Below are 25,536 nucleotides of genomic sequence, written 5' to 3'. Positions count from 1 at the left end.
CATGCCAATGGCCCCACGCAAAGCACTGATTCGTCACGGCTTTTGATACTCCACCCAGATATCAGCCCGCGGAAAATAAAGCGCGCCGCGGGCAGCGCGGCCGTCCAGGGCCGATACCTGGGCGCAATAACGCTGGATCTGCGGGCCATGGCGCTCGCGCATGCGCGAGGCAAAAGCCTCGCGGCTTTCGTCAGGCCGGGGAATCCCGGTTTTATAGTCGACCACCAGCCAGCCGTCTTCGCGCGAAATGGCCAGATCGATCACCGATACCCGCCCCGTCATATCCAGCAAGGACCACTCGCGGTAAGCCTGGGCGGCGCTCAGCAGCCACTGCCCGCGCGTGCTCGCCACAGTCGCCAGCAGCGTTTGGGCGAGGGTGCCGGCGGCGGCATCGAGCGCCGGTTCGGCCACACCGGCTCGACCAAGCTGTTTTCTCATGACCGCCAGACTTGCACTGATGCGGGCGGCCGGCCACCGATCCACGCCGTCTTTGCCCATGCGCTCGAGCCAGGCGTGCGCCACTGTGCCGATGATCGCCTCGTCGCCCGCGTCGGCGCGCCACTCCCAGGCGGCGCCGCGCGCCGGCGCAACCGCAAGCAATTCAGGCGCGGGCAGGTGATCGGAATGGATACGAATCAATCGGCGCGGGCCTGCCGCAGGAGTCGACGCCTGCACGGATACCGTTTGCGTCATGCCTTCGGACGGCCCTGCCCGCGGAGCAGACGGCTGCTCGATGTGGTCCCACAAGCGCCCCAATAAGCTGCCCGCCGGAGGCTTTTTGATCGCGCCCGAGTCATCCAGGCTTAGCCTGGCAATTAAATGCAGCCGCTCGCGCGCCCGAGTGACGGCCACATAAAGCAGACGATCCGTTTCGTAGCTGGCGCGCTTTTTTTCCCGCTCGGCAAGATAAACCGAAACAGGCTCGGTCTCTTCCGAGGCACGATGCCGGATCGGCCCCAGCAACAAGCGGCCCTCGCTTTGCTCAAAACGTATCAATGGCGGCGTGTCGGAATGCGGACGGCGCTCCAGGCCCATCAAAATGACCGTATCGAACTGCAGGCCCTTGGACTTGTGTATGGTCATGACCTCCACGGCATGGCTGCCACTGTTGGGCGCCGCATACAGGCCGTCCAGGCCGGCATCCAGATCGGCCGGATTCAGTGATCCGTAGGGCGCCAGCTTTTCAATCAGGCGAAACATCTGCTCCGCGTCGGCCCGATCGCCCGCCCCCGGATAGACGGCAAGACCCCCCAACCGCGTCCAGCAATTTTGCAGCCAGGCCGCAAAAGGCACCGTACCCGCCTGGTTGCGGGCATCCAGCAATATGGGCGCGCTGCGCCGCAGGCGCAACGCTTCAGAAGGCGCAAGACCAGCTTCGCCTTGCGCATCGCGCGCAAGCCACGCCGACAATACGGACGGCACGCTCACGTAGTGATCGGCGCCAAACAGGGCGTGCAGGCTGTCCAGCGTGAGGCCGCAAACGGGCGAGCGCAACACCGACAGCCATGCCAGCCGGTCGGCCGGGTGCGATAAAGCCCTGGCCAACTGCACCAGGTCACTGACCACCTGTCGCGATCTGAGCGACACCAGCTCGACCGCTCGACACGCAATATTCTCTTGTGCAAAACGATGCACCAGGCCTCCAAGATGAGAGCGGGCCCGGACCAGGACGGCCACGGGATGCTCGCTGTCGGGATGACGCTGCAAGGCCTCCCGGGCCAGCTCGACCGCAATGGATTCAGCCTGGAACGAAGCGCTGTCCGCCTCGGCAATATCGTCCCCGACGTCGCCCCATACCGGATGCAACATCATCGCAGAATCCGGCAAGGCTTCATTGAATGCGCTGGACGGCGAGTAGGGGATCGCGCCCATGGCAGGATTGGCGTCGGCGGGAAACAGTGGTCTGAAGGTCTGGTTCACCCATTTCACGACACCGGCCTGCGAGCGAAAATTATCTTTCAACGACAAAGACGTCAGGCTCACATTGCTCAAACCCTGCGCCTGTACCTTCAGAAACAGGCCGACCTCAGCCTTGCGAAAACGATAAATGGATTGCATGGGGTCGCCCACCAGAAACACCGTTCGCCCATCATCGGGCGTCCAGCCCGCGGTCAGGCGATCCAGCAAATCGATCTGCGACTGGCTGGTGTCCTGGAACTCGTCGACCAGCAAATGCTTGATGGCCACATCAAGTTTCAGCAACAAGTCGCTGGGATCGTCAACCTCGCCCAGCGCCTGGAGCGCACGCTGGGCAATTTCGATGAAATCGACCTCGCCTGTTTCCGTAAAACGCACACGCAATTGCGCCGAGGCCAGCCACAGAACCTGGATAAGCGCCTGCAGGGTTTCGATCTGATCGGAGCTATAACCTTCGGCAGGCGCACAACGCACATCAGCCAGAGGGGCTATCCAGCCCGCCGCGTCATCAACCCCATTTATCCAGGCCGAAAAATTTTCCTTGTAATCGGACTTCGCCTCAAAACCCTGCCGCTTGTCGACCTTGCGGCGCATGCTATTGCCCGCGGTCAGCAAAACCCGGGAGAGCGCCTGCCATTTTTCAAGATCAGGCAGGCTGGTGCCGAAGGACTCACCCTGCCAGCCTCGCAAGGCGCTCAAATCCAGAGAGCCACTGCCCGCCGCCAGGTTCTCTGCCGCGCGGGAAACGCTGGACGCCAGTTGCTCGGCCCAGCCCGCCGGCATGGTTTTCGCCAAACGCTGCAAATCCTCTTCCAGGGTTTCGTTCAGGAACTCCAGCAATTGTTGCGCGTCGGCGCCTTGACCCAGCAAAGGCAGCCATTGATCGCGACTGGCCAGCATATCGGCCAGCAGGCTTTGCGCCGCCCGCGTGTCGACGTCCATATGGGCGACGAAATGCGCGACAGGCTCTGAATCGTCAATCATCGCCAGGGTTGCACTGGCGGCCGCCTCATAGTGTTCGCGCGCATCGTCGGTAATGACAGGCAAGCCGCCCAGGGCGCTTAGCCACGGCATGGCGCGCGCCAGATGAGCACAAAAGGAATCGATGGTGCGTATGCTCAGGCGAGCCGGGTACTGCAACAGATTCCAGCCCAGATCGGCATCACGCTGCATGGCTTGCCGGGCCAGCTGCCAGCTGTGCTGCTTATGGGGCTCGTCGGGCGCAGGCGCCTGTCCCGCCTGCAGCTTGGCCAGGACGCGCGCATGCATTTCCGAAGCGGCTTTGCGCGTAAAGGTGATCGCCACAATCTCTTCAGGCCGCCTGACGGTGGCCAGCAAGGCCAGAATGCGATCGGTCAGCAACTCGGTTTTACCCGATCCGGCCGGCGCCTGAACGATAAATGATCGCGCAGGGTCGACCGCCGCCAGGCGTTGGGCGCTATCGCTTGGCTGCTTAATTGTCATGCCGGGCCTCTTCGTTCAGGCGCAGGAACGGCAACACATCGCAATAGTCCATATCCGCAGGCTGCACAATCCGGTTGCTGGCCACGCCCGCCGCGTATTCCTGCGCCAGGAGCTCTATGGCGCCTCGCCATTGCTCCAGAACCTGCGCCCAGGAGTACGCCGAAAACTCCGGCCAATCGGACGGAGAATCCAGGCCATCAAAGCCGTAACCGCCATCGGCCAAGCCCTTGACCTCAACCTGCCTGGCATGCAGCCTGGCCAATATCAGCGCCGCCACCGTCGCCTCGTTCCCGGCCAAAACGGCCGCATACAAAGGCAGTTGTACGTCGATCGGACGCCGGCGCATCCAGTTGGCTTTGGGATCGATGCGCCCCGAACCTGATTTGTAGTCGATGATGGCCAGGCGTCCGTCGGATAATTCATCAATACGATCCACGCGTAAATTCAGCTCCAGCGCACCGTACGACCAACGATACCCGTGCTCGATTTCACGAACCCGAAACGGCTCTCGAGCCATTTCCACCTGCAGCCAGCTATTCACCACGCTGTATGCCCGCTCGGTTTCCAGCCGTTTGAGCACGGCGCCATAATGACCCAGGTGCTCTTGCGCGGCCTGCTGCACCGACTGCTCCACCAATTCCTGCAAACGCGCGTCGATCTGCAAAGAATGCAAGTGCGACTGGTCGCCGATCATGCTCCAGACGAGTTCAACGGCACGATGCAGGAATATCCCGCGCGCATTTTGATCGGCCGCCTCGGCATAGCCCTCGAGCTGACTGGCTCCCAAACGATATTTCACAAATGCCCACATGGGGTTGCGCGCCTGCGTGTCGATAACACCGATGCCACCTTTAGTAGCGCTGCCCGCGTCGAGCGCGGGGCCTTGCTCGTCGAGCAGGCTGTCCAACACCGCCGGGATGCATGGGGCCGACTGCGGGGCGCACTCCTCGGCCGCCAGATCGGCGATGAAAGGGCTAGGACGAAGCAGCCGCTCGCCTTCGAATTGAGCATGGCTTACCCATACCTGGGGCGCGCAGCAGCACAAGGCCACATACATATCGTGCGCCCATTGCAATTCGCGCTCGGCGGTGGCTCGGGGCGCATTGGCGCGGCGTAACGCGGCCGGCGCGATAAAGGGATTGGGCTTGGGAGCCGCCGGCAAAATCTCGTCGGTCAATTCCATAACCCATACCCCATCCCAAACGCCCCCTTCCGCTTCCAGAAAACCCAGCACATCCAGGCGGGCTGCCGGGTCGCGTTGCGGTTGAAACGGCGTTTCAACCGCCAACTGCCTGAGCAGATTCACGGCCGCGTAAAAATCCACCCCGCCCAGCACAGCCGCCTGCCGGCTCAAGCGCGACAACACGTCTTCGAGCGCCTCCATCACTTGATAGGCATGGCTATCCAGCACCGATTCGCCGGGAAAGCCCAGGCCCTGCAACATCCGCCTGAACCGCTGTACCCAGAAATCCATGGCGGCCGGCCCGGTATCGCAGAGCACACCGTCGACGAGCCGTTGCCAGGCTCGTCCCAGGTTCGGCGCAAACTGGGCCAGGGCTTGGTTGAAGTCGGCCCCCGATACCTCGATGCACGCCTTTTTACGCCAGCGGGCGTCGATTGCCGCACGCCCCGATGCCTCGGGCGCCTCGCCCACGCAATGCCCTGCCAACAAGGCTTGGCCCATTATTTCAGGCAGACAACGCTTGCCCTGCGCCAGCGCACAGAACGCATCGAGCCATGCCAGCGCCGCATGCGCCAGGGGCCAATCGGCGAGCGGCCGCCCAACGGCCACGTTATAAAGCAAAGGCGTATCGGCCACGGCCGCGTCCAGTGCCTCGCGCACAACCCGGTGTGCAAACGCCACGTCGGTTTCAAGCCTGGCCGCCACGATGGCATAACGCCCCTGCGGATCGCAGCTCAGACGTTCTGCTGCCCACTGGGCCGCCAGGCGCCACTCCGAATCCGGATCGCTGGCCATAATGCGCCGGACACTCTCGGCCTGATGCGTGTGAATTCGCAATTCACTGATCTCGACCCCTTGCTGCCGCAGGGCTTGCAGCAGCTCCAGGAAGCGGGGCGACCAGTCGTTAAAACCCGCCAGCACCAAGGTTTGAAACGGCACCCTCAATTGCCCGGCGCCAATGGCCTGGCAGACGCGTTCATAGGCAAGATTGCCATCCTCGGCATCCAGTGCCGCCAAACGGCTTCGATAGCTGCTGCGCCACGCTTTGAAGCGCCGAAAATCGCGCGTTTCGTCTTCGGCATCAATGGTTATTTTCCATTCCGACAGCAGGCGGTCGGCATCGCTGGCCAGGCGCGCCGCCTGTGCGATATCCAGCAAAATACGATCGGACTCCGCTTGCGCAATCACTTGCTGCCAAAGTTGCTGTGCGCCAAACGAATCCAGCGCATGCGCGGCCAGCGTAGCCTGCGGCAGAAAGGCAAGCAGATCGCTTGTTTGTTGCAGCCAGGCACTCAAAGGCAGGATTTCAGGTAACGCCATAACCTGCTGCGTGCCGCTTATCCTTGCAGACAATTCAGACACAATCCGACGTGCATAGCGATTATTGACAGTCAGCACCACCGTCTGCGCACAGTCCAGATCGGTAAAGCCGGCCAGTGAAATAGAAGCAAATTGGGTGTCCATCGTTTTTGTATCGCCCAGGTCGTACACCGCCACAAGGTCACGCAACAGCGTCGCGCACATCTCGTCCGTGCCGCGCTGTTTCCGCATAGTAAAGCAAGCAGCCCCGCTATCGTGCCACAGGGCTTACACTTATACGCCATGGCTACTCGTCCAAGCAAACCCTCTGGCGCCGCTGCAATCACCCTCACCGGCTCGATCTTCCTCAGCTCGGGCGACCAGAACTGGGGAAGCCAAAGGCGCATGGCACTCCTGGCCGCCATCGGGCAAGAGGGCTCCATCACCGCCGCGGCAAAAAAAATCGGCATCAGCTATAAGGCTGCCTGGGATGCGGTGGATGCCATGAACAACCTGGCGGGCGAGCCATTGGTGTTGCGCAGCACCGGCGGCCAGCGCGGCGGCGGCGCCCTGCTGACTGCTCGCGCTCGCGAGCTGATCGACATTTACCAAAAGGTAGAGGCCGAACACCGCCATTTTATTGCCAGAGTGACCAACGCCGGCGATAAATCCACACCAAATCTGGAGCTGATTGGGCACATGATGATTCAAACTTCGGCCCGCAACAAACTGGCCGCCACCGTCAGGCAAATCAAGGCCGGAGCGGTCAACGATGAAGTGATTCTGGACATGGGCGATGGTTGCGAGCTGGTGGCATCGATCACCCACGAAAGCGTGCGCAACCTGAAACTTAAACCCGGCCGGCGCGCACTGGCCTTCATCAAGGCCACATCCGTCATTGTCGGCCGGCCCGGTGCCGGACTGGCCTTGTCGGCGCGCAACCAATTGCCGGGGCACATCAGCCGCATCACGGTAGGCGCCGTGAATTCCGAAGTATGCATCGAGATAGGGGCCGGCCGCGTCATCGCCGCCATGGTCAGCCGCGAAGGCGTCACAAAGCTGGGCCTGAAAAAAGGCGATCCGGCCATCGCCATCTTCAAAGCCTCCAGCGTGATGCTGGGCGTGACGGATTGATCTTGTTGATCGACGCGGAGGATCGGGGCCCGCGGCGCGTGGCACCCACAAGGGGTGCCGCTACAAAGACGTGGCGGTCGATCATGGAGCGGCACCCCTTGTGGGTGCCATCACCATTTGGCATGCCACCAAAACCCCGCCAATCAAATCAATAACGCCCTGACTCAATCCCCACGGGCGAATAGCTCGCGAGGACTGGCCGACCCCGTAATCACCCCGTCGCCTATTTCGTAAACCTCATCGGCCAGCTCCAGCACATCCGCGGGATCATGAGTAATGACGATCATGGGAATTTCCAGCCGTTGTTGAAGCGCGGCCAGTTCCATACGTAATTTTTTACGTAGCGCCGCATGCAGCGCGGCCAGCGGCTCGTCGAGCAGCAATATATCGGGCTCGACGGCCAGAGCGCGCGCCAGCGCAACACGCTGCTTCTGGCCGCCGGATATTTCCGCAGGGAGGCTGTGGATAATGGCCTCCAGCTCAAACGTGTCTATCCAGCGCCGCGCCGCCTCGGGAATATCGCGCCGCCCCGGATTGCGCCAACCTTTTTTCAGGCCAAAGCAGATATTCTGCAGCACCGTCAAATGCGGAAATAGTCCATAGTCCTGAAACAGATACGCGACCTTGCGCGCGGCGGGTGCCACATCTATCTGCTTTTCAGAGTCGAACAAAACCCGGCCATTGATGGCGATGCGCCCCTGATCGGGCCGCATCAGCCCTGCAACCGCCTGAATGGTCAAGGTCTTGCCCGCACCCGATGGGCCGAACAACGCCACTCGGCGCGTATCGGTATCAAGCGTCACATCAAGAGCAAACTCGCGATCACGCGAAACGAGGCGGCGCCGAATGCATAGTTCAATCTTCATCGCAGCCCCCGCACGCCCGTGGCATTACGTGCATGCGGGGGCACCAGCCGGCTGGCGGCCCACAGCACGACAACACACGTCAGCGAAACAATCAGCACCAGCAACGTGGCCAGGCCATCGTCGCCTGCCTGAACCGCCTCGTAGATGGCAATCGACAAGGTCTGCGTTCGCCCGGGTATGCTGCCGGCGATCATCAGAGTGGCGCCGAATTCGCCAAGGGCACGCGCAAAGGCCAACAGAACGCCGGCAAATATTCCACGCAACGCCAGGGGCAGTACCACCCTGAAAAACAACGCCGTTTCACTAACGCCCAGAACACGCGCTGCGTTTTCCATCTGCGGATCGATCTCTTCGAACGCGGCCCGGGCCGACTTCAAAACCAGAGGGAATGCAACAACCGTCGCGGCCATCACGGCGCCCTGCCACGTAAACACCAGGTCAATTCCCCATCTGGCCAGAAACTCCCCCAACCAGCCACGGCGACCGAACAGAACCAGCAGGTAATAGCCCATCACGGTAGGCGGCAATACCAGGGGCAGCGTCAGCACCGAATCGACCAAATCGCACCAGACGGAACGCCACCGCGACAAACCAAACGCCAGGCCAACGCCAAGCACCATCGCAAACAAGGTTGCCCAACCGGCAACCTTCAGCGACAACAATAAGGGAATGCTAAGTTCGTGTATCAAGGCTTCTTGAACCCGTACCGCGCCAGAACCGCCTGGCCTTGCGGCGAAAGCACGAATTTTATAAACGCCTGGGCATCCTGGTTGTGCTGCCCGCGCAAAGTCAAGGCAATCGGATACAGCACCGGCTGCGGCGACGCCAGGTGCTGCACGACTTTTACGGTGGTGGGCATGATGGCGGCATCCGTGCCAAACACAAAGCCCGCATCCACTTCATCGCGCGCAACGTAATCCAGCGCCTGGCGCACATTTTGCGCCAGTATCGATTTGGCCTGCAAGGACTCCCACAGGCCAGCCTTTTTCAGCGATGCCATGGTGTAGCGGCCCACCGGCACCGATGCCGGATTGCCATAGGTGACGCGCTTGACGTCAGCGCGCTTTAAATCGTCCACCGATCGTAAACCCAGTTTGCTGTCTGCCGGCACAATCAGAACCACCTCATTGCGCGCAAAATCCTGACGCGAGGCGGGCTCGATCACTTTGGCTGCAACCGCTTTGTCCATCGCCTTCTGGTCGGCCGAAGCAAACACATCGGCCGGCGCCCCGTTGATGATCTGCTGCAGAACAACGTCCGAAGCGCCAAAAGTCAGCAGAATCTGAACGTCATGATGATCCGACTCAAACGCCACGGCCGCCGCCTTGAAAGCGTTGGTCAGGCTCGCCGCCGCAGACACCACCACCTGGCCGGCAGATGCCGTGGACATGTACCCGAGAACCGTCAAAGCCATAAACACTGCCGATAGCCGTCCTTTCACCGCTTACCCCTTTTTATTGGCTGGATGGCACCCACAAGGGGTGCCGCTACAAAACCCTTCGTACAAAATATCATCCGGCCTGAAGCGAAATATATACAGGTATATAACGGTAGTCAATCCAAACCGTTTAGAATTGACTCGCAATACCGGGATGTTCTTACCCCCTACGGAAACCCTTTTGACATTCTCGCCGCCCGCCTCAATCGATTCGTTCATAGACGCCGTCTGGCTCGAAGACGGATTGGCCGACAACACCCTGGCCGCCTACCGCCGCGACCTTACCGCTTTTGCGCAATGGCTGGCTGGCCACGGAAGCACCGGGCTGGACGCGGCACAGGCAGCGGACATCCAGGAATGGTTTGCGGCCCGCCACGCCACGACCAAGGCCAGCACCTCGAACCGGCGCCTGGCGGCGCTGAGGCGTTATTACCTATGGGCGATGCGGCAGGGCCACGTCATCGACGATCCGTGCCTGACCCTGCGCGCGGCCAAGCGTGTTGCCCGTTTTCCAAAAACCTTGTCCGAAGATCAGGTCGAACAGTTGCTGCAAGCGCCTCACGAACGCACCGACCTGGGCCTGCGGGATCGGGCCATGCTGGAAACCCTGTACGCCACAGGCTTGCGCGTATCAGAGCTGGTCAATCTGAACCTGCTTGATGTCAGCCTGAACGAAGGCGTGGTGCGTGTCATCATGGGCAAAGGCGGCAAAGACCGCCTGGTCCCCATGGGGGCCGAAGCGGCTTACTGGATCGAACAATATCTGGCGCAGGCCCGCCCCGCCCTGCTCAGATCCCGCCGCTGCGATGCCCTCTTCGTGACCGCCCGGGCGGCGGCCATGACACGCCAGTCATTCTGGCTGATCGTCAAGAAATACGCGTTGCAGGCCGATATACACACACCCCTGTCCCCTCACGTTTTACGCCATGCGTTCGCCACGCATCTGCTTAATCACGGCGCCGATTTGCGGGTGGTTCAAATGCTATTGGGGCATGCCGATATTTCGACCACGCAGATTTATACTCATGTTGCACGCGAACGACTCAAGTCCTTGCATGCCAAACACCACCCGCGCGGGTAAAAACACGCTGACCTCTCATGAACAAATCCAGACACGTTTCCGAAACCCCCGCCACGCAATTTTTAAAGCAGCACAAAATTGCCTTTGACGAGTATCCCTACGAGTATCTGGACCACGGAGGCGCCGCCGAAGCGGCGCGGCAACTGGGCGTAGACCCACATGTAGTGGCCAAAACACTCATCATGGAAGATGAGCACACCCACCCCCTGATCGTACTCATGCATGGCGATTGCGAAGTATCCACTAAAAATCTGGCCCGCCAGATCGGCGCCAAAAAAATCGCCCCCTGTTCGCCTGACATCGCACAAAAGCATTCGGGCTACCAAGTAGGCGGCACTTCACCCTTTGGAACACGCAAGAAAATGCCCGTCTGGGTGGAAGCGAGCTTGCTGGACTATCCAGTCATTTACCTCAATGGCGGACGCCGTGGCTATATGATCAGCGTACCGTCGGCAAGCCTGGTTGCCCTGCTTGCCGCGCAGCCCGTACACGTAAATTTGCCTAAAGCCTGAACGCCGGCAGATCGCCCTGCGCGCCGCTCCAGACGTTGGCCATCGCTTCAATAGTACGGCCCATAGTAATAAGGGCGACGATAGGGGCGAGCCACCACGACAGGCGGCGCATAAGGGCGAACGGCGACGACTCCTGGGCGAACTACGACGGCCTGATGCCTCGGCACATAGACGGCGCATCCACCCAGCAGCGAAAATAATGCGGCGATGGTCAATACTTTTTTCACGATATAAACTCCCGGAAATTCCTTAGAAGCATGGTGCCGGCCGAACCTGTCGAGACCATTTTCATGATCGCGAAGGCAAGCGCCATAGCTCGATGCAATGGATAATATGCCTAAGGTTTTTAAATCGCGAGAGCTTGAAGAAAAGCAGTTATTTCGTCGCGTTACGATGCGCTGCACCGTGTTATTGCGCCCCTAGCGCAGCATCGCCGACATGGCCGACAAACAGTTGAGGATCCGGACCGCCGACTCAACCGTATCGGCATGAAACCTTACCGTTACCCCGTCAATACGCTCCAGCGTTGGCCACTGGCAAAATAAATCTGCCATGCCACTGGTTGTCGTAGTCAGCACACAATCGATAGGTGCGGCGATGACAAAGGGTCTTGACTGGGCAACTCGCGATATTGCCTGCTCAGCGGCACTGCGTATCGCTTCCTGGGACGCAAGCGGCGTCAGGGTGCAGGCACTATTCAGGCCTGAAGCCTGTTTGGTCTCCACCCACATAGCGCTGGATAAAAGGTCTGCATTTTCTTCGATAAAAACATTATCGCCCGTACCCAGTACGACAGGAACACCACGCTCGCCAGCCAAGGCCGCATATAAGCCCGGCTCGCCCAATTCGAGACCATTGAATACGACGCGAGAAAACGCAAAACTGCTGATTGTGTGCGCCAATACGCCCCGGCCCTGCGCCCGGGAATGGAAGCCAACCATAAAGACAGCATCGCAATCATATTCGAGCCCGGTCATCATGCCCAGATACCGTGGCTTGCCCTGTATATAGCGCGCTCTCCGGTCCAGATGATCAAGCAAAAGATTGCGAAAGTTTCCATGCGAATCATTGACCAGAACCTCGGTGGCGCCGCCATCAAACGCCCCCTCGACGGCCGCATTCGCTTCTTGCGTCATCCACAGGCGGGCTCGCTCGTACTCCGGGTTGCCGGGACGGGTCTGCTCGGCATGAAAAACTCCCGCAACGCCTTCGATATCCGCTGAAATCAAAATTCTCACGCTAATCCCCTGTCGTGTTCAACCATTGCTGCCAATCCGGTATCAGGTCGGCAATACTCGTGCGCCAATGCCCATTTCGTCCCTGGATCGATTCGGCACTCCATAATGCGTTCACGATGGCTTGCTCCACCGCCTCGGCACACGCCTGAAACAAAGGGTCCAGAAGCACATCATGCAATAACGCCACGCACGGCATCTTGCGCACAGGCAAATGCGGGATGGTATAAGCCGTTGAAAAGGCCAAAGCCACATCGCCGCTGCCATGGCCGAAGACCGACCCCGTCCGGCTCAAGCCAACGCCAGCACGCAAAGACAAGCGCCGCAACTGCCGCGAGTCCAGCGGCGCGTCGGTGGCGACCAGAATAATAATGGAGCCCTTTTCCACGGAATCGTCGTGGCCGCCAATCTTCGCCTGCAAGCGCGGCCCGACCAAATGGCCACCAACCGTCAACATGGGTAATTTGCCGAAGTTGGCAAGCACCAACGCGCCTACCGTATAAGGATCGGCACCTGGCGTTTGCCGTGAAGCCGAGCCTATACCCCCTTTCAGTTGAAAGCACGACATGCCCCGCCCTGCCCCGATAGCGCCTTGCCCGAAGCGCTGCTGCGCAGAATCGAACGCCATCAGGTAATCATGCTCGGTCAGCGCCATCGCCTGAATGTCGTTCAGGTAGCCATCGTTGCACTCGAACACCAGCGGGTTGACCGTCGGCAGCAAACGGCCGATTTCCGGATTGGCGGCAATCGCCTGGCGAACCTGCCCCTGCGCCACCGCCGCGACGCTAAACGTGTTGGTCAATGCAATTGGGGTTTCAAGCACCCCCAGTTCATCGAGTTGCAACAACCCTATGCTTTTGGCAAAACCGTTCAGTACGGTAGCGGCCGCCGGAACCTTGTCTTGAAATAAGTCTCCCGCATGAGGCCGCAGTACCGTCACACCTGTTTGTATCTGCGCATCGGCGTGCGTCGCATGGCCCACCGTAATGCCCGGGACATCCGAGATCAGGTTCAAAGGCCCGGCCTGCAACACCCCGATGCGAGGGGCGCTTTGTTTTAGTTGAGTCATTGCCAGTGCTTATTTTGTATCGAGCTTGGGATCGAGCGCATCGCGCAAGCCATCTCCGAGCAGGTTAAACGCCAGCACCGTTACGAATATGGCCAGGGCCGGAAAAATCGCCACATGCGGTGCCAGCACCATATCGGACCGGGCCTCGTTAAGCATGGCGCCCCACTCTGGCGTAGGCGGCTGCGCGCCCAAACCCAAAAACGACAGGCTCGCCGCCGTAATAATCGAGGTGCCCACGCGCATGGTGCCGTACACCACAATGGGCGAAATCGTGCCGGGCAAGATATGCCGGAAAATAATTGTCCAATCGGATGCGCCCACGCTGCGCACCGCTTCTACATAGGTCATGTGTTTTATCGACAAGGTATTGCCGCGAACCAGGCGGGCAAATGCAGGCACGCTGAATACCGCCACCGCCACAATGACATTGATCATGCCCGATCCCATCGCAGCGACCACGCCAATCGCCAGAAGAATGCCTGGAAAGGCCAGCAGCACATCGGATATCCGCATGGTAATCCGTTCCCACCAGCCCTCGTAGTAACCCGCCATCAAACCCAGGAAGGTACCGACAACCCCTCCTAGCGCAACGGACAGGAAGCCCGCGGCCAGAGAGATTCGAGACCCCATCAATATCCGGCTATATATATCGCGCCCCAGCGAATCCACGCCCAGCCAATGCAGCAACGACGGCCCGGCATTCAGAGAGTCGTAGTCGAAAAAATTCTCGGCGTCGTAAGGAACAATCCAGGGGGCAATAATGGCGACAACGACCAGAAATACCAAAAACAGCCCCGCTGCGACGGCGAGCTTCTGCTTGCGCAACTTACGCCAAAATTCGGACCACGGCGTTCTGACGGTATTCGATAATCGCACGCCCGCCGTTTGTACATGCGCCGTAATTTCATTCTGAGCGATGGTATCCATCAATATCCTTATTTATATCGGATGCCGGGATTAATCGCGCCGTACAGCACATCGACCACCAGATTAATCGCAATGAACTCGAAGGAAAACAACAAGACCAGGCCCTGTATGACGGGGTAGTCCCGCGCGGTGACGGCGTCGATCAGCAAGCTGCCCATGCCAGGCCAGCTAAACACGACCTCGACCACAATCGACCCGCCAAGCAGGAACCCGAATTGCAGGCCCATCATGGTGACCACCGGGATCATGGCATTGCGCAAGGTGTGCTTGGCCACGACCAGCAACTCGGATACGCCTTTGGCGCGAGCCGTACGCACGTAGTCTTCTTGCATGACCTCAATAAACGAAGCCCGGGTGAATCGGGCCATCACCGAAGCCACGGCCGCCCCCAGCGTGATGGAAGGCAGAATGTAATGGCTGGGACTGGAGGCGCCCACAGTAGGCAACCACCCCAATTGCACCGAAAAAATCTGTATCAGCACCATCCCCAAGGCAAAGGCTGGAAACGAAATGCCCGAGACGGCCAGGGTCATGCATAAGCGATCCGGCCAGCGATTGCGCCATACGGAAGACACGATCCCGATTACCATGCCAAAAATAACCGACCAGACCATACTGATGAGCGTCAGCCACATCGTCGGCATGAAGCGCTCGGCAATCACGACCGCCACCGGACGTTTCGTGCGTAGCGATGTGCCCAGATTACCGTGCAGCAAATCCACCACGTATCGGGTCAGTTGAACCGGCAATGGCTTATCAAGCCCCAGTTCCTGGCGCACCAGATTAACGGTTTCCAGGTCGGCGTCTTGCCCCGCGGCCAGTCGAGCAGGGTCGCCCGGCAGCATACGCACGAATAAAAATACGGCCAATACCACCAACAACAACGTTGGAAGCATGCCCAGAATTCGTTTAACAATATAAGTGAACATCTTGGATCCTATGTACGGGAGAACGCTCTCCCGTACATGCAACAAGGTTTATTTACGGCTTCAGATCGATATCCCGAAAATAAAAGTTGCCGTCAGGCATGGTGTACATGCCGCTGAGCTTCTTGCTTTTGGCCGAAATATTGCTGGGCACTGCCAGAAATGCCCAAGGCGCATCCTTCCAGACCTGCTCTTGAGCATCCTTGTAGATGGCCGCCTTTTGAGCCCTGTCGGTGATGACCAACGCCTTGGCAATATCGTCATCGACCTTGGCGCTTTTATAGTAGGCCGTGTTGTTCAACACCGGAGGCCACGAGTGGGAATCGAGCAAAGGCCGCAAGGCCCAATCGGCCTCGCCGGTCGAAGACGACCAGCCCTGGTAGAGCATGCGCACTTTAGCCTCTTTAGGACTTTGCACCTGCTGGACCTGTTGCACGCGCTGGCCGGATTCCAGCACCTGTAGCGACACCTTGATTCCGACCTGCGCCAGCTGCTGCTGCAAGAACTGCACGACCTTTACGGACGTCCCATCGTTATAGGCCGACCACAGGGTGCTCGTAAAACCGTTGGGGTAGCCGGCCTCTTTCAGCAGGGCTTTGGCCTTGGCGGGATCATAAGGCCATGGCTTCATTTTCACGCCGTAGTCCACGCTTGTTGGAATCACACCGTCCATGGTGCCCCCGTAACCGCCAAATGCCACCTTGATCAGCGCTTTCTTGTTAATAGCGTAATTAATGGCCTCACGCACCTTCAGTTGGTCGAACGGCTTTTCCAACACATTGAAAGTCACGTACTTCACCGAAATCGACGGGCTGACCACCACATCCAGTTTTGGGTTCTTCTTCAGGATTTCCGCCTGCTCGTACGGCACGGGATAAACAAACTGCGCTTCACCGGTCTGCACCACTGCCGCACGCGTATTGTTATCGGTGACGGTGCGGAAGGTCAGGGTATCTATTTTCGGCAAGGTCTTATCCCAATAGCCGGCGAATTTTTTTACTTTCAGGTATTCGGATGGTTTCCAATCAACGAACTCGAACGGACCCGTGCCGACGGGATGAAAAGCAATATCCTTACCGTATTTTTTGAGCGCTGTGGGGGAAATCATCATCGCCGATGGATGCGCCAGCGAATTGATGAACGGTGAAAATGGCGCGGTCAGGGTAATCTTGACCGTGTAAGGGTCGAGCGGTTCAACCGTTTTGATACGGTTGAATTGGCTGAATCGAGCCAAATGATTAGCGCGGTCCATGACCCTGTCCAGATTGGCTTTCACGGCATCGGCATTGAAATCCGTGCCATCCTGAAACTTGACGCCATGCTTTAACTTGATCGTGTAGGTCATCCCGTCGGCGCTGACGTCATAGCCGGTAGCCAGCAAATTGACGATCTTCAAATCCTTATCGAAAGCAAACAGCCCTTCGTAATAGGATTTTCCCACCGCCATGCTCAACGTGCTGTTGGTGTTGTAGGGATCGAGGGAATCAACCGCAATCGGCACCGCCACGGTCACGTCCTTGGCCGCCAACGCAGCCGGCGCATTGAACACGCCGAATGCCAGCACCGCCGCAGAAATCAAACTCGTCGTCTTGAATTTTTTTAACATCGTCACTCCTCCTGGAACCATAAATAACAAAAAAGATACTTCCTCGTACTTTCAACTACTCCCGCCCACTGCATGACGGGCCACAAAATGGTCGGGACCGCACTGCACCAGCGGCATCACTATGGGCTCGTCGCCCACCCGTCTGATCGGGCTTGGAATTTCGCCCGATAAAAGCGTATGCGCCCTGTGGCGGCGCTGCGGGTCTGCGACCGGCACCGCAGCCATAAGCTTTTTTGTATAAGCATGTTGAGGATTCTCGAAAATGGCCCGGCGCGGCCCTATCTCGACGATTTGCCCCATATACATGACGGCCACGCGGTGGCTGATGCGCTCTACCACCGCCATGTCATGCGAAATGAACAGGAACGCCACCCCCAAATCTTGCTGAAGCTCCAACATCAGGTTCACGATCTGCGCCTGTATGGATACATCCAGGGCCGAAACCGATTCATCGGCAATGACCACCTTTGGGTTAAGCGCCAAGGCACGCGCGATACAAATGCGCTGACGCTGCCCGCCCGAGAATTCGTGCGGATAACGATGCGCCATTTCCGGCGGCAGGCCGACGCGTTCCAATAATTGTTCGACGCGAACCTGTGCCTGGGCGGGACTGGCCACCTTATGAATGAGCAGCGGCTCCATAATGGAGAACCCCACCGTCACGCGAGGATCCAGAGACGCAAACGGATCCTGGAAAATAAACTGGATATTGCGCCGCAAGGCTTGCAGCTCAGGGCCGGCCAAATGACTGATCTGGCGACCGTTAAACGTGATGGAACCGCGCTGCGTCTCGACCAGACGCAACAACGACCGCCCGGTGGTCGATTTTCCGCAGCCCGATTCGCCCACCAAGGCCAGCGTTTGGGCTGGATATAAATCGAAGCTGACCTGTTCGACGGCATGGACGCGACGCTTGACGCGACTGAAAATGCCGCCACGCACATCGAACCGGGTCACCAACCCTCGAACCGACAAGATGGGCTCAGACGCAACAGGCCTCGCAATCGCTTCATCTGCGGGCGGCTGCGCGATATCGGCCGGCGCCGCCTTCTGCGCTGCGATCAACAAGGGGAATGCGGCTGGGTCGTCCGTTCCGTTCATCGCTCCCAACCGCGGCACCGCCGCCAACAGGGCCTGGGTATAAGAGTGGCCGGGCGAATGAAAGATGTGCTCCGAAGTACCCTCCTCCACCTTCGCGCCTCGATACATGACCAAAACACGATCGGCCACTTCAGCCACCACACCCATGTCATGAGTGATGAATATCACCCCCATGCGCATCTCTTGCTGAAGCTCACGTATCAATTGCAATATCTGCGCCTGGATGGTGACGTCGAGCGCCGTGGTGGGCTCGTCTGCGATCAGCAACGCGGGCTTGCATGCCAGGGCCATCGCAATCATGACACGCTGGCGCATCCCGCCCGACAGTTGATGCGGGTGTCGTTCTATCACAGAACGGGCCTCGGGAATCCGCACCCGCTCAAGCATGCGCAAGGCTTCGGCGCGCGCGGCGTCAGACGACTTGCCCTGATGCAGGCGTATGGATTCCGCGATCTGTTCTCCAACCGTGAAAACAGGATTCAGGGAAGTCATGGGCTCCTGAAAAATCATGGCGACATCGGCGCCACGCACGGATCTTAAGGTAGCGGCATTGGCGCGCGCCACATCCAGAAGGGTGCCGTTACGCCTGCGCAGCCATAGTTCGCCACTGGCAATTCTTCCTCCGCCATACTCGACCAGGCGCATCAACGCCAGAGAAGTCACCGATTTCCCTGAGCCCGACTCGCCGACAATAGCCAGCGTCTCACCCAAGTCGACATGAAAGGACAGATTATTTACTGCCTGAACCGTTTCCCCGTGCGAAATAAAATCGACGCTTAAATCCTTGACCTGCAGCACCCTCTGTTCGGGAAAACAGATGTTGCCGGGCTGCGCGTGATCGACAGTGTCAGTCATAGCTATTGGCCCGATCTCTAGCGGTAAATAGCGACAAACGGTGCTTCACCTTGTTTGGCATAGCCGCGATACATGCCTTCCGTATTGAAAGGCATCGTCACATTGCCCATGGCATCCACCGCGATCAAGCCTCCCTGCCCCTGGATAGTGGGCAGCTTTTCATGTACGACCTTATGAGCCGCCTGCTCAAGGCTTAGCCCGGCATACTCCATCATGGCGGCCACATCGTAGGCGGCGACCATGCGAATAAACATCTCGCCCGTGCCCGTCGTTGAAACGGCCGCGGTCCGGTTGGCTGCATAACAACCCGCACCAATAAGCGGCGCATCGCCAACCCGCCCAATCTGTTTGTTCGTAACGCCACCCGTTGATGTCGCGGCGGCAAGATTCCCGTTCGCATCCACAGCCACGGCGCCTACCGTGCCAAATTTCCGGTCGGGATCCAAGGGGGCCTGCTCGGCCACCGCGAGCGCCGCATCGTGATCCAGAATGGCCTGGCCCGGGAAATCGTTGACAACACGCAACCACTGTTCTCTTCTATGAGGCGTGGAGAAGTAATCGTTGGCAACCATCTCCAGGCCTTGCGCCAGAGCAAACTCTTCGGCGCCCTCTGCGACAAAGAACACATGTTTGCTATGTTTCAGGACGGCCAGCGCAGCCAGCACCGGGTGCTTGACATGAGCCAAATTGGCAACCGCGCCACTATTCAGCGTGGCGCCGTCCATAATGGACGCGTCCAACTCATGTGTTCCTGCGCTGGTAAATACAGCCCCTTTTCCTGCATTGAACAGGGGGCAGTCTTCGAGCAGGCTAACGGCGTGTACAACACAGTCAAGCGCACTGCCGCCCTTGGCCATAACAGCCTGGGCACCCAGTAAAACATGGCTCAACGCATCGCGATAGCCCCGCTCCGCATCGGCGGACATGGCCGCACGCGACATCGCGCCTGCGCCGCCATGTATGGCGACTACGGGTTTAATCATCAGAATCTCCTTCAAATACTAGCCAAGGCATGACCGACACAGCGAGTCCGGCCGCCGATTGCAACGAATCTTTCGCCTTATAGGCCGTAGCCGCGCACAAGGCTTCTATGAGCCCCAAGGCAGCGGTTTCCGAAGTGGCACTAAAGTGACGCTCGCTACTTGCATACAAGGCCACGGTGGCGTCTGGCGCCAAGGGGGAAGTGGGCCTGTCTGTCAACAAAAGCAAAGAGGCTCCCGCGGCCCTTGCCGCACGCGCCAGGGCCACGGTATCGGCCAGATAGCGCGGAAAAATAATGGCAATGACCAAATCTTTCTTCGTCAGCCTGGACATACGGCGAGCGGCATGAGAAGCCCCCCCCGCGCTGGCCAGGCACTCAACATAATCACAAGAGGTGCACAACCCGCGCTGCAGCAAAGCCGCCAGGAAGCCGCTGCCGCCAAACCCCACTGTAAATATCCTGTGGGCCGACAAGATAAGGTCCACCGCGCGCTCGCAGGCTTTCCCATTAAGGCCCGCCTGTGTCTCCTGGAAGTTGTGGATGTCTTCCTGCAGCGACGCCGTAAATACCTCGGCGACACTGGTAGGGTTGGCCAGTTCGGACCGCAGCTTCTCGACAGGAGCCAGGGCCGCATGAAACCCGCGGGCCAGTGCCGACCGAAAATGCGGATAACCGTCAAAATCCAAATGCCTGGCGAACCGGTTTGCGGTGGCTATCGACGCATTGACCTCTTTGGCGAACTCATCAATCGTCATGGTGGCGACCTTGAACTGATGCGACAACACGTAATCGGCCATGCGCCTTTGCGTGCGGCTCATGGTTGCAGAGGTCTTTTCAACACGTTCGGCAATGCTCGGCGACTTTATAGCCATGATGAAAATGGAGCCTGTTTGTTTTGAAATAATATTTACATGGATAATATATTAAGAAAAATTATTTTCAAAATGGGGTTTACCATTAGCCAATGGATAAAAAAACGGCACCCACGAGGGGTGCCGCTACAAAATTCACGGGTATGTTGTGGATACCTTCTTGATTGCCGACGATTTTGGCAGCCACAAGGGCTGCCGCTACATTAACGACGGTTCCGCATTTGTAGTGGCAGCCCTTGTGGCTGCCACCATGGCTCTACGTTCGAACCGCTTTATTCCGCCAGATTACGCATTTCCCGATAGAGCGCCTGCTTGCCTTCGAACCCTATGCCCGGCAATTCCGGCATAGTGACATAACCATTTTCAACGGCAACGCCATCGGGGAAGCCGCCATAGGGCTGGAACAAGTCCGGATAGCTTTCGTTACCTCCCAGTCCCAGACCCGCGGCAATATTCAAAGACATCTGATGCCCTCCATGCGGAATGCAGCGATCGAAAGACCATCCGGCAATTTTCAGCTCGTCCAGGGTTCGCAGGTACTCGCATAGACCATACGAAAGCGCGCAGTCGAACTGCAGCCAATCCCGGTCCGGCCTCATCCCGCCATATCTCAACAGATTACGGGCATCCTGATGGCTGAAGAGGTTTTCTCCGGTTGCCATGGGGTTGGGATAATAATCAGCCAACACCGCCTGAAGCCGGTAGTCCAGGGGATCCCCTGCCTCTTCATACCAGAACAAAGGATAGGCTCTCAGCATCCTGGCATAATCGATTGCCGTATCCAGATCGAACCGTCCGTTGGCATCTACAGCCAATTGCGCCTGGCCGCCAATCTCGGCCAATACCGCTTCAATCCGTTTTGCGTCGTCGGACAGGGACGCTCCGCCGATTTTCATCTTGACCACGTTATAGCCACGGTCGAGATAACTGCGCATCTCTGCCCGCAACGCCGATAGATCCTTGCCCGGATAATAATATCCGCCGGCTGCATAGACGAATACCTTCGGGTTGGCTTCGTGCTTGTAGCGCTCGGCCAATAGCCTGAACAATGGCTTGTTCGCTATTTTTGCGACCGCGTCCCAGACTGCCATATCTATGGTTCCGACAGCCACGGATCTCTCGCCATGCCCTCCCGGCTTCTCATTGGTCATCAATGTCGACCATACCCGGTGAGGGTCCAGATTGTCTTGTTGATCGTTCAGTAACGACACCGGGTCGGCGTCGACTATCCGCTGCATGAAGCGCTCACGAATCAGCCCGCCCTGCCCGTAGCGGCCATTCGAATTGAACCCGTAGCCCACAACCCGCTTGCCGTCCCTCACCACGTCGGTGACAACAGCCACAAGACTGGTCGTCATTTTCGAAAAATCAATGTAGGCATTTCGAATCGGCGATGCAATCGGCTTGGTTACTTCACGAATTTCAAGTATTTTCATATCGCTCATCTCTCTGAATTGCTCTTGGGGAAATCAATAATTCAATAACCCTCACTGGCCACTCAAAGAGAACTTCCTCCACATAAGGTAATTTGTTGACCGGTAATTGCGGCGGCGAAAGGGCCCAATAAATAAGCGGCAAGTTCCGCAATCTCGCCAGGCTGAATGAATCGACCGATTGGCGGCAATCTTGGCGGATTTCCCCGGCGAGCGGGGTCATGCAACATCGGCGTTTCGGTAGCTCCCGGAGCAATAATATTCACCGTGATGCCTCGATGCGCGAGCTCCAGGGCACACGATCTGGCAAGCCCGAGCAAGGCGGCTTTAGTGGCGGCATATTGGCTGCGCCCCGCTGCGCCCATTGCAGTCCTGCTTCCTATCAAGACAATTCGTCCCCCATCGGGCATGATGGGGACCGCTGCATTGATCATGGCCTCGGCAGCCAGAACATGAACGCGCCACATGGCTACACTGTCTTGCACATTGAACGCACCGACCGGATTGACACGCATGAAGCCGGCCGCGTGGACCAACGCATCAATATCCCGGTAACCCGAAAACAACACAGAGATAGCGTCAGTATCAGCAAGATCAATGCGCCGAAATTCGTAGCCTTCAATCTCCCGGTTGTCAGCGGCCGGCAGGCGATCAAGCCCCGTAACTCGCCAGCCATGCGCAAGGAGGCACTGAGCTATCGCGGCGCCTATTCCCGAACTGGCCCCGGTGACGATCGCGCGCCTAGCTATGGCCCTCCCACCCTTTTCGAAGCGCCCTGCACTCACTAGCTGTATTCCTTGGCCTGGCGGCGAATTTTGTCAAGATCGAAATTGTTGATCTCGTCAATCAGATCGTTGGTATAGAAGAGGCCATAGTCGGAAATATTCCAGTGATTCATCGCCGCCTCGGTTTGCAACTCCCGGACATTGATGCTGCCCATTTTGGCGCCGGGATAAGGCGGGGAATACAGTTTTATGCGCCGGTTAATGGCTCGATAAATCGATTCTACAGCCTGATCCTGTGAACTTCCTCGGGGAGCCGCTTCGGGGTACATGCGAAGAAACGCCAACGCACCCGCTTTAGGATTGGCGAGAATGAAATTCGAGGACTTGCATACAGCGCGCCCCAGACCTATGACCTGAGCCTTGTTCTTCTGTAATCGATCCGTCTGCGTTTCCAGGAATTGTCCTCCGATCAACGGCAGCTTGGCCGGACGAGGCACCAGTCTGAATGGCAGGCCTGCCGCTTCGATCAAACCGAACCCGACGTCGTAATAAGCCAATGCATCGATCTGACCACGCTCCAGGGCCACACCCGCCGGCACCCCACCGCCGACCGCAACCCATTTGAAATCTTTGTCGGGATCAAAGCCAAGCGACTGCAGAACATTCTTGGTGACAGGGTAATCGGTTGCTCCAAAACCGGAGACTCCGATCCGTTTGCCCTTCAGATCTTCGTACCCGTTAATGGACGACTTCGGCAAGACCGCAATGTCCCACTTATACGGATACGTATATTCATAAAAATTGATCGATTTTTTCCACTCGCCCTGGGCCAGAACCGGCAAACCGAACGAGGGCACGCCAACGCCGAAATCAACTTCGCCGCGATCGACTGCTACCTGGACATTGGCATTCGATCCCAATACCTGAGTCGTGACCGAGAAGCCTTCTGCCTTGTTATAGCCAAGCACCTCGCCAATGACGAGATTGATTACGATCGGACTCATGGCCTTTAAGCCAACACCCAGCTTTATTTTCGGTAATCCAGCCGCCGCCATGGCAAGTTTTGGGCCTACGGCCAGACTTGCCGCAATGGCACCCGAAGCCATCACAAATTCTCTGCGCGAAATTTTCACGTTTGTCTCTCCTTTAAATATGCTTTAGTTTTTGTTGCGTTCCGTCCAGTGGACGACACGCTTTTCCACACCATGCACCAATGCATGCAAGGCAATACCCATTGCGCCCAAAATAATCAGGGCGGCAAAAACACCGGCCACATCGGTAACGGCCTGGGCCTGCGTAATCACCACGCCCATGCCTTCCTGAGCACCTAGGAATTCCGCCACGATGGTTCCCAGCAAGGCATAAACCACAGCCATATCCAGGCCGGCAAAAATATAAGGCGCAGCATTGGGCAGTTTGACCAGCCGGTAGGTCTCGAACGCCGACGCGGACAAAGACTTCATCAAGTCGATCCGTTCCGGCTCAACCGAGCGCAGTCCGGTAAAGCTATTGATCAAGATAGGGAAAAAGGCCAGCAGCGCGGCAATGGCAACCTTCGATCCATCGCCAAACCCCAGCCAAATGACGACAAGCGGCGCAATCGCTACCTTTGGCAGGCTTTGCAAGGCAAAGGCATAGGGCATCACCAATTTTTCCACCGTACGGCTTTCGGCCATCAATGAGCCTAGAACCAATCCCGCCGCTGTTCCAAAAAAGAACCCTATGGCCGCGTTCGAGAAGGTGCTCCATAAAGGAACGTAGAAACCTACCGGGCTGGTAATGGACACGGCCAATCCAGACCATAACGCATAGGCAACTGCCTCCGGGGAGGGGAGAATGTATTTGGGAACGTGCAGAAAGCGAACGCTTAAATCCCAGGCAATGATGATCACGATCAAACCAAGAGTCGTGATGAGCGGCCCGTTCACACCCTTGGGCTTGCGCCGCCTGAACTCGCTGGAGTCCGCCTTCTTTAGCGTACTTGATGCCGCATCGCGGCCCTGAGCCATCGATAGCGCCGAAGATGCTGAATTTGCGGCGGACTGCGACAGAATCGTATTCATTCAATACCTCCTTCGGCGTTCAAGAGCCCGCGAATTTCGCGCGACAATTCTGCGTAGCACGGATAGTTGAGGATGGTGTCGAAGGCCCTTGGACGGTCGATATCGACTTTCAAGTCTTGCAATATGGTGCCCGGGCGCGACGACATCACAATGACTCGATCGCCAAGGAACACGGCTTCTGAAATACTGTGGGTAATCAGGATGACGGTTTTATTGCTTGCCCGCCAAATACGTTGAAGCTCCAGATTCATGCGCTCACGCGTCAAGGCGTCCAAAGCGCCAAACGGCTCGTCCATCAGCAATATCCGGGGGTTGCGCACAAGAGCCCTGCAAATTCCGGCACGTTGCTGCATCCCTCCCGACAGCTCATAGGGATATTTATTGCCGAAGTCGGCCAGGCCCGTCATCTCCAACAACTCATCGACGTCGGCATAGCCATCGCTGCCCCGTTTCCCAACACGGGTAGGCAGCAATACGTTTTGCCGCACCGTAAACCAGGGCAGCAGATTAGCCGCCTGGAATACAACCCCCACATCATGCGACGAACCCTGGATTTGTTTCCCATCCAAGGCAAGAACGCCCTCCTCGCAGTCCTCAAGACCCGCCAACATGCGCAGCAAGGTACTTTTCCCGCAACCCGAAGGGCCGACAATCGTGACGAATTCTCCACTGGCGATATCCAGGGAAATAGTGTTCAAGGCTTTTACGTCGCCCGACTGCGTATAGTATGTTTTGCTTAAATTCCTGATTTCAATAATCGGGTTTGCCGCGGGTCCATCCGCAGTCGCGCTTTGCAGGGGCGCCTCCATTAAAACGGCCATTTATGTCTCCAATCTTAGGAAGTGGCA

Annotated in this window: 22 protein-coding genes; 3 read left to right on the top strand and 19 right to left on the bottom strand. The window is 58.0% G+C overall.

Annotated elements, in window-relative coordinates; translation table 11 throughout:
* Positions 1-33: 33 nt before the first annotated feature.
* Positions 34-3,381 (bottom strand): UvrD-helicase domain-containing protein, encoded by a 3,348-nt coding sequence (locus tag EDC26_RS05325; protein ID WP_132580245.1) that lies wholly within the window; start codon positions 3,379-3,381, stop codon positions 34-36.
* Positions 3,371-6,115 (bottom strand): PD-(D/E)XK nuclease family protein, encoded by a 2,745-nt coding sequence (locus EDC26_RS05320; protein WP_243700794.1) that lies wholly within the window; start codon positions 6,113-6,115, stop codon positions 3,371-3,373. The genes EDC26_RS05325 and EDC26_RS05320 overlap by 11 nt, the downstream gene beginning before the upstream one ends.
* Before the next feature lie 51 nt (positions 6,116-6,166).
* On the opposite strand from EDC26_RS05320, the gene EDC26_RS05315 reads away from it, so the two are divergent.
* Positions 6,167-6,997: a TOBE domain-containing protein gene (locus EDC26_RS05315; RefSeq protein ID WP_132580244.1), complete on the top strand. Its 831-nt coding sequence runs from the start codon at positions 6,167-6,169 to the stop codon at positions 6,995-6,997.
* Positions 6,998-7,161: 164 nt separating this feature from the next.
* On the opposite strand, the gene EDC26_RS05310 is transcribed toward EDC26_RS05315, so the two are convergent.
* From EDC26_RS05310 to modA, 3 genes are read right to left on the bottom strand one after another with little or no spacing between them, the layout of a single operon-like run.
* The gene (locus EDC26_RS05310) at positions 7,162-7,863 is read right to left on the bottom strand and encodes a sulfate/molybdate ABC transporter ATP-binding protein (protein ID WP_132580243.1); all 702 of its coding nucleotides are present in this window, start codon (positions 7,861-7,863) and stop codon (positions 7,162-7,164) included.
* Positions 7,860-8,549, bottom strand: a complete 690-nt coding sequence (gene modB / locus EDC26_RS05305; RefSeq protein WP_132580745.1) for a molybdate ABC transporter permease subunit — start codon at positions 8,547-8,549, stop codon at positions 7,860-7,862. The genes EDC26_RS05310 and modB overlap by 4 nt, the downstream gene beginning before the upstream one ends.
* Positions 8,549-9,253, bottom strand: a complete 705-nt coding sequence (gene modA, locus EDC26_RS05300) for a molybdate ABC transporter substrate-binding protein (RefSeq protein ID WP_425012316.1) — start codon at positions 9,251-9,253, stop codon at positions 8,549-8,551. Before modA ends, modB begins: the two co-directional genes overlap by 1 nt.
* Before the next feature lie 202 nt (positions 9,254-9,455).
* Between modA and xerD the strand changes: the two genes are divergently transcribed.
* Both xerD and EDC26_RS05290 read left to right on the top strand, forming a co-directional pair.
* A complete protein-coding gene (gene xerD / locus EDC26_RS05295; protein ID WP_132580241.1) occupies positions 9,456-10,382 on the top strand; it encodes a site-specific tyrosine recombinase XerD in 927 nt (308 codons plus the stop codon).
* 17 nt (positions 10,383-10,399) lie between these two features.
* The gene (locus tag EDC26_RS05290; RefSeq protein ID WP_132580240.1) at positions 10,400-10,894 is read left to right on the top strand and encodes an aminoacyl-tRNA deacylase; all 495 of its coding nucleotides are present in this window, start codon (positions 10,400-10,402) and stop codon (positions 10,892-10,894) included.
* 47 nt (positions 10,895-10,941) lie between these two features.
* Here the strand turns inward: EDC26_RS05290 and EDC26_RS05285 are convergent, their stop codons facing one another.
* The 14 genes from EDC26_RS05285 to EDC26_RS05220 all read right to left on the bottom strand — a co-directional run bounded on the left by EDC26_RS05285 (position 10,942) and on the right by EDC26_RS05220 (position 25,497).
* Positions 10,942-11,121: a hypothetical protein gene (locus EDC26_RS05285; RefSeq protein WP_132580239.1), complete on the bottom strand. Its 180-nt coding sequence runs from the start codon at positions 11,119-11,121 to the stop codon at positions 10,942-10,944.
* Between the two features lie 192 nt (positions 11,122-11,313).
* Entirely contained in the window at positions 11,314-12,132 is an 819-nt protein-coding gene (locus tag EDC26_RS05280; RefSeq protein WP_132580238.1) for a M55 family metallopeptidase, read from the bottom strand.
* A 1-nt stretch (position 12,133) separates the two neighbouring features.
* Positions 12,134-13,198 (bottom strand): DmpA family aminopeptidase, encoded by a 1,065-nt coding sequence (locus tag EDC26_RS05275; RefSeq protein WP_132580237.1) that lies wholly within the window; start codon positions 13,196-13,198, stop codon positions 12,134-12,136.
* Between the two features lie 9 nt (positions 13,199-13,207).
* Positions 13,208-14,125, bottom strand: coding sequence for a glutathione ABC transporter permease GsiD (gsiD, locus tag EDC26_RS05270; RefSeq protein ID WP_132580236.1), 918 nt, complete (start codon positions 14,123-14,125; stop codon positions 13,208-13,210).
* An 8-nt stretch (positions 14,126-14,133) separates the two neighbouring features.
* Positions 14,134-15,054 (bottom strand): glutathione ABC transporter permease GsiC, encoded by a 921-nt coding sequence (gene gsiC, locus EDC26_RS05265; RefSeq protein WP_132580235.1) that lies wholly within the window; start codon positions 15,052-15,054, stop codon positions 14,134-14,136.
* 52 nt (positions 15,055-15,106) lie between these two features.
* On the bottom strand, positions 15,107-16,657 hold the full coding sequence (gsiB, locus tag EDC26_RS05260; RefSeq protein ID WP_132580234.1) for a glutathione ABC transporter substrate-binding protein GsiB: 1,551 nt from the start codon (positions 16,655-16,657) through the stop codon (positions 15,107-15,109).
* Between the two features lie 51 nt (positions 16,658-16,708).
* Complete coding sequence (locus EDC26_RS05255; protein ID WP_132580233.1) at positions 16,709-18,613, bottom strand: dipeptide ABC transporter ATP-binding protein; 1,905 nt, start codon at positions 18,611-18,613, stop codon at positions 16,709-16,711.
* Positions 18,614-18,630: 17 nt separating this feature from the next.
* Complete coding sequence (locus EDC26_RS05250; RefSeq protein ID WP_132580232.1) at positions 18,631-19,596, bottom strand: isoaspartyl peptidase/L-asparaginase family protein; 966 nt, start codon at positions 19,594-19,596, stop codon at positions 18,631-18,633.
* On the bottom strand, positions 19,589-20,467 hold the full coding sequence (locus EDC26_RS05245; protein ID WP_132580231.1) for a MurR/RpiR family transcriptional regulator: 879 nt from the start codon (positions 20,465-20,467) through the stop codon (positions 19,589-19,591). Before EDC26_RS05245 ends, EDC26_RS05250 begins: the two co-directional genes overlap by 8 nt.
* Before the next feature lie 272 nt (positions 20,468-20,739).
* Positions 20,740-21,903 carry a mandelate racemase/muconate lactonizing enzyme family protein gene (locus EDC26_RS05240; RefSeq protein WP_132580230.1) on the bottom strand — a complete coding sequence of 388 codons (1,164 nt, stop codon included), beginning with the start codon at positions 21,901-21,903 and terminating at the stop codon, positions 20,740-20,742.
* A gap of 62 nt (positions 21,904-21,965) precedes the next feature.
* Positions 21,966-22,685, bottom strand: coding sequence for an SDR family NAD(P)-dependent oxidoreductase (locus EDC26_RS05235; protein ID WP_243700793.1), 720 nt, complete (start codon positions 22,683-22,685; stop codon positions 21,966-21,968).
* Positions 22,685-23,758 (bottom strand): ABC transporter substrate-binding protein, encoded by a 1,074-nt coding sequence (locus EDC26_RS05230; protein WP_207915064.1) that lies wholly within the window; start codon positions 23,756-23,758, stop codon positions 22,685-22,687. Before EDC26_RS05230 ends, EDC26_RS05235 begins: the two co-directional genes overlap by 1 nt.
* A 24-nt stretch (positions 23,759-23,782) precedes the next feature.
* Positions 23,783-24,688, bottom strand: a complete 906-nt coding sequence (locus EDC26_RS05225; RefSeq protein ID WP_207915063.1) for an ABC transporter permease — start codon at positions 24,686-24,688, stop codon at positions 23,783-23,785.
* Positions 24,685-25,497 carry an ABC transporter ATP-binding protein gene (locus EDC26_RS05220; RefSeq protein WP_132580733.1) on the bottom strand — a complete coding sequence of 271 codons (813 nt, stop codon included), beginning with the start codon at positions 25,495-25,497 and terminating at the stop codon, positions 24,685-24,687. Before EDC26_RS05220 ends, EDC26_RS05225 begins: the two co-directional genes overlap by 4 nt.
* Positions 25,498-25,536: the final 39 nt, after the last annotated feature.

This window comes from Paralcaligenes ureilyticus (genome assembly GCF_004346225.1).
Taxonomy (GTDB): domain Bacteria; phylum Pseudomonadota; class Gammaproteobacteria; order Burkholderiales; family Burkholderiaceae_B; genus Paralcaligenes; species Paralcaligenes ureilyticus.
Note: the sequence above shows the minus strand (reverse complement) of the source record. Positions and strands in the feature narration are given on the sequence as shown.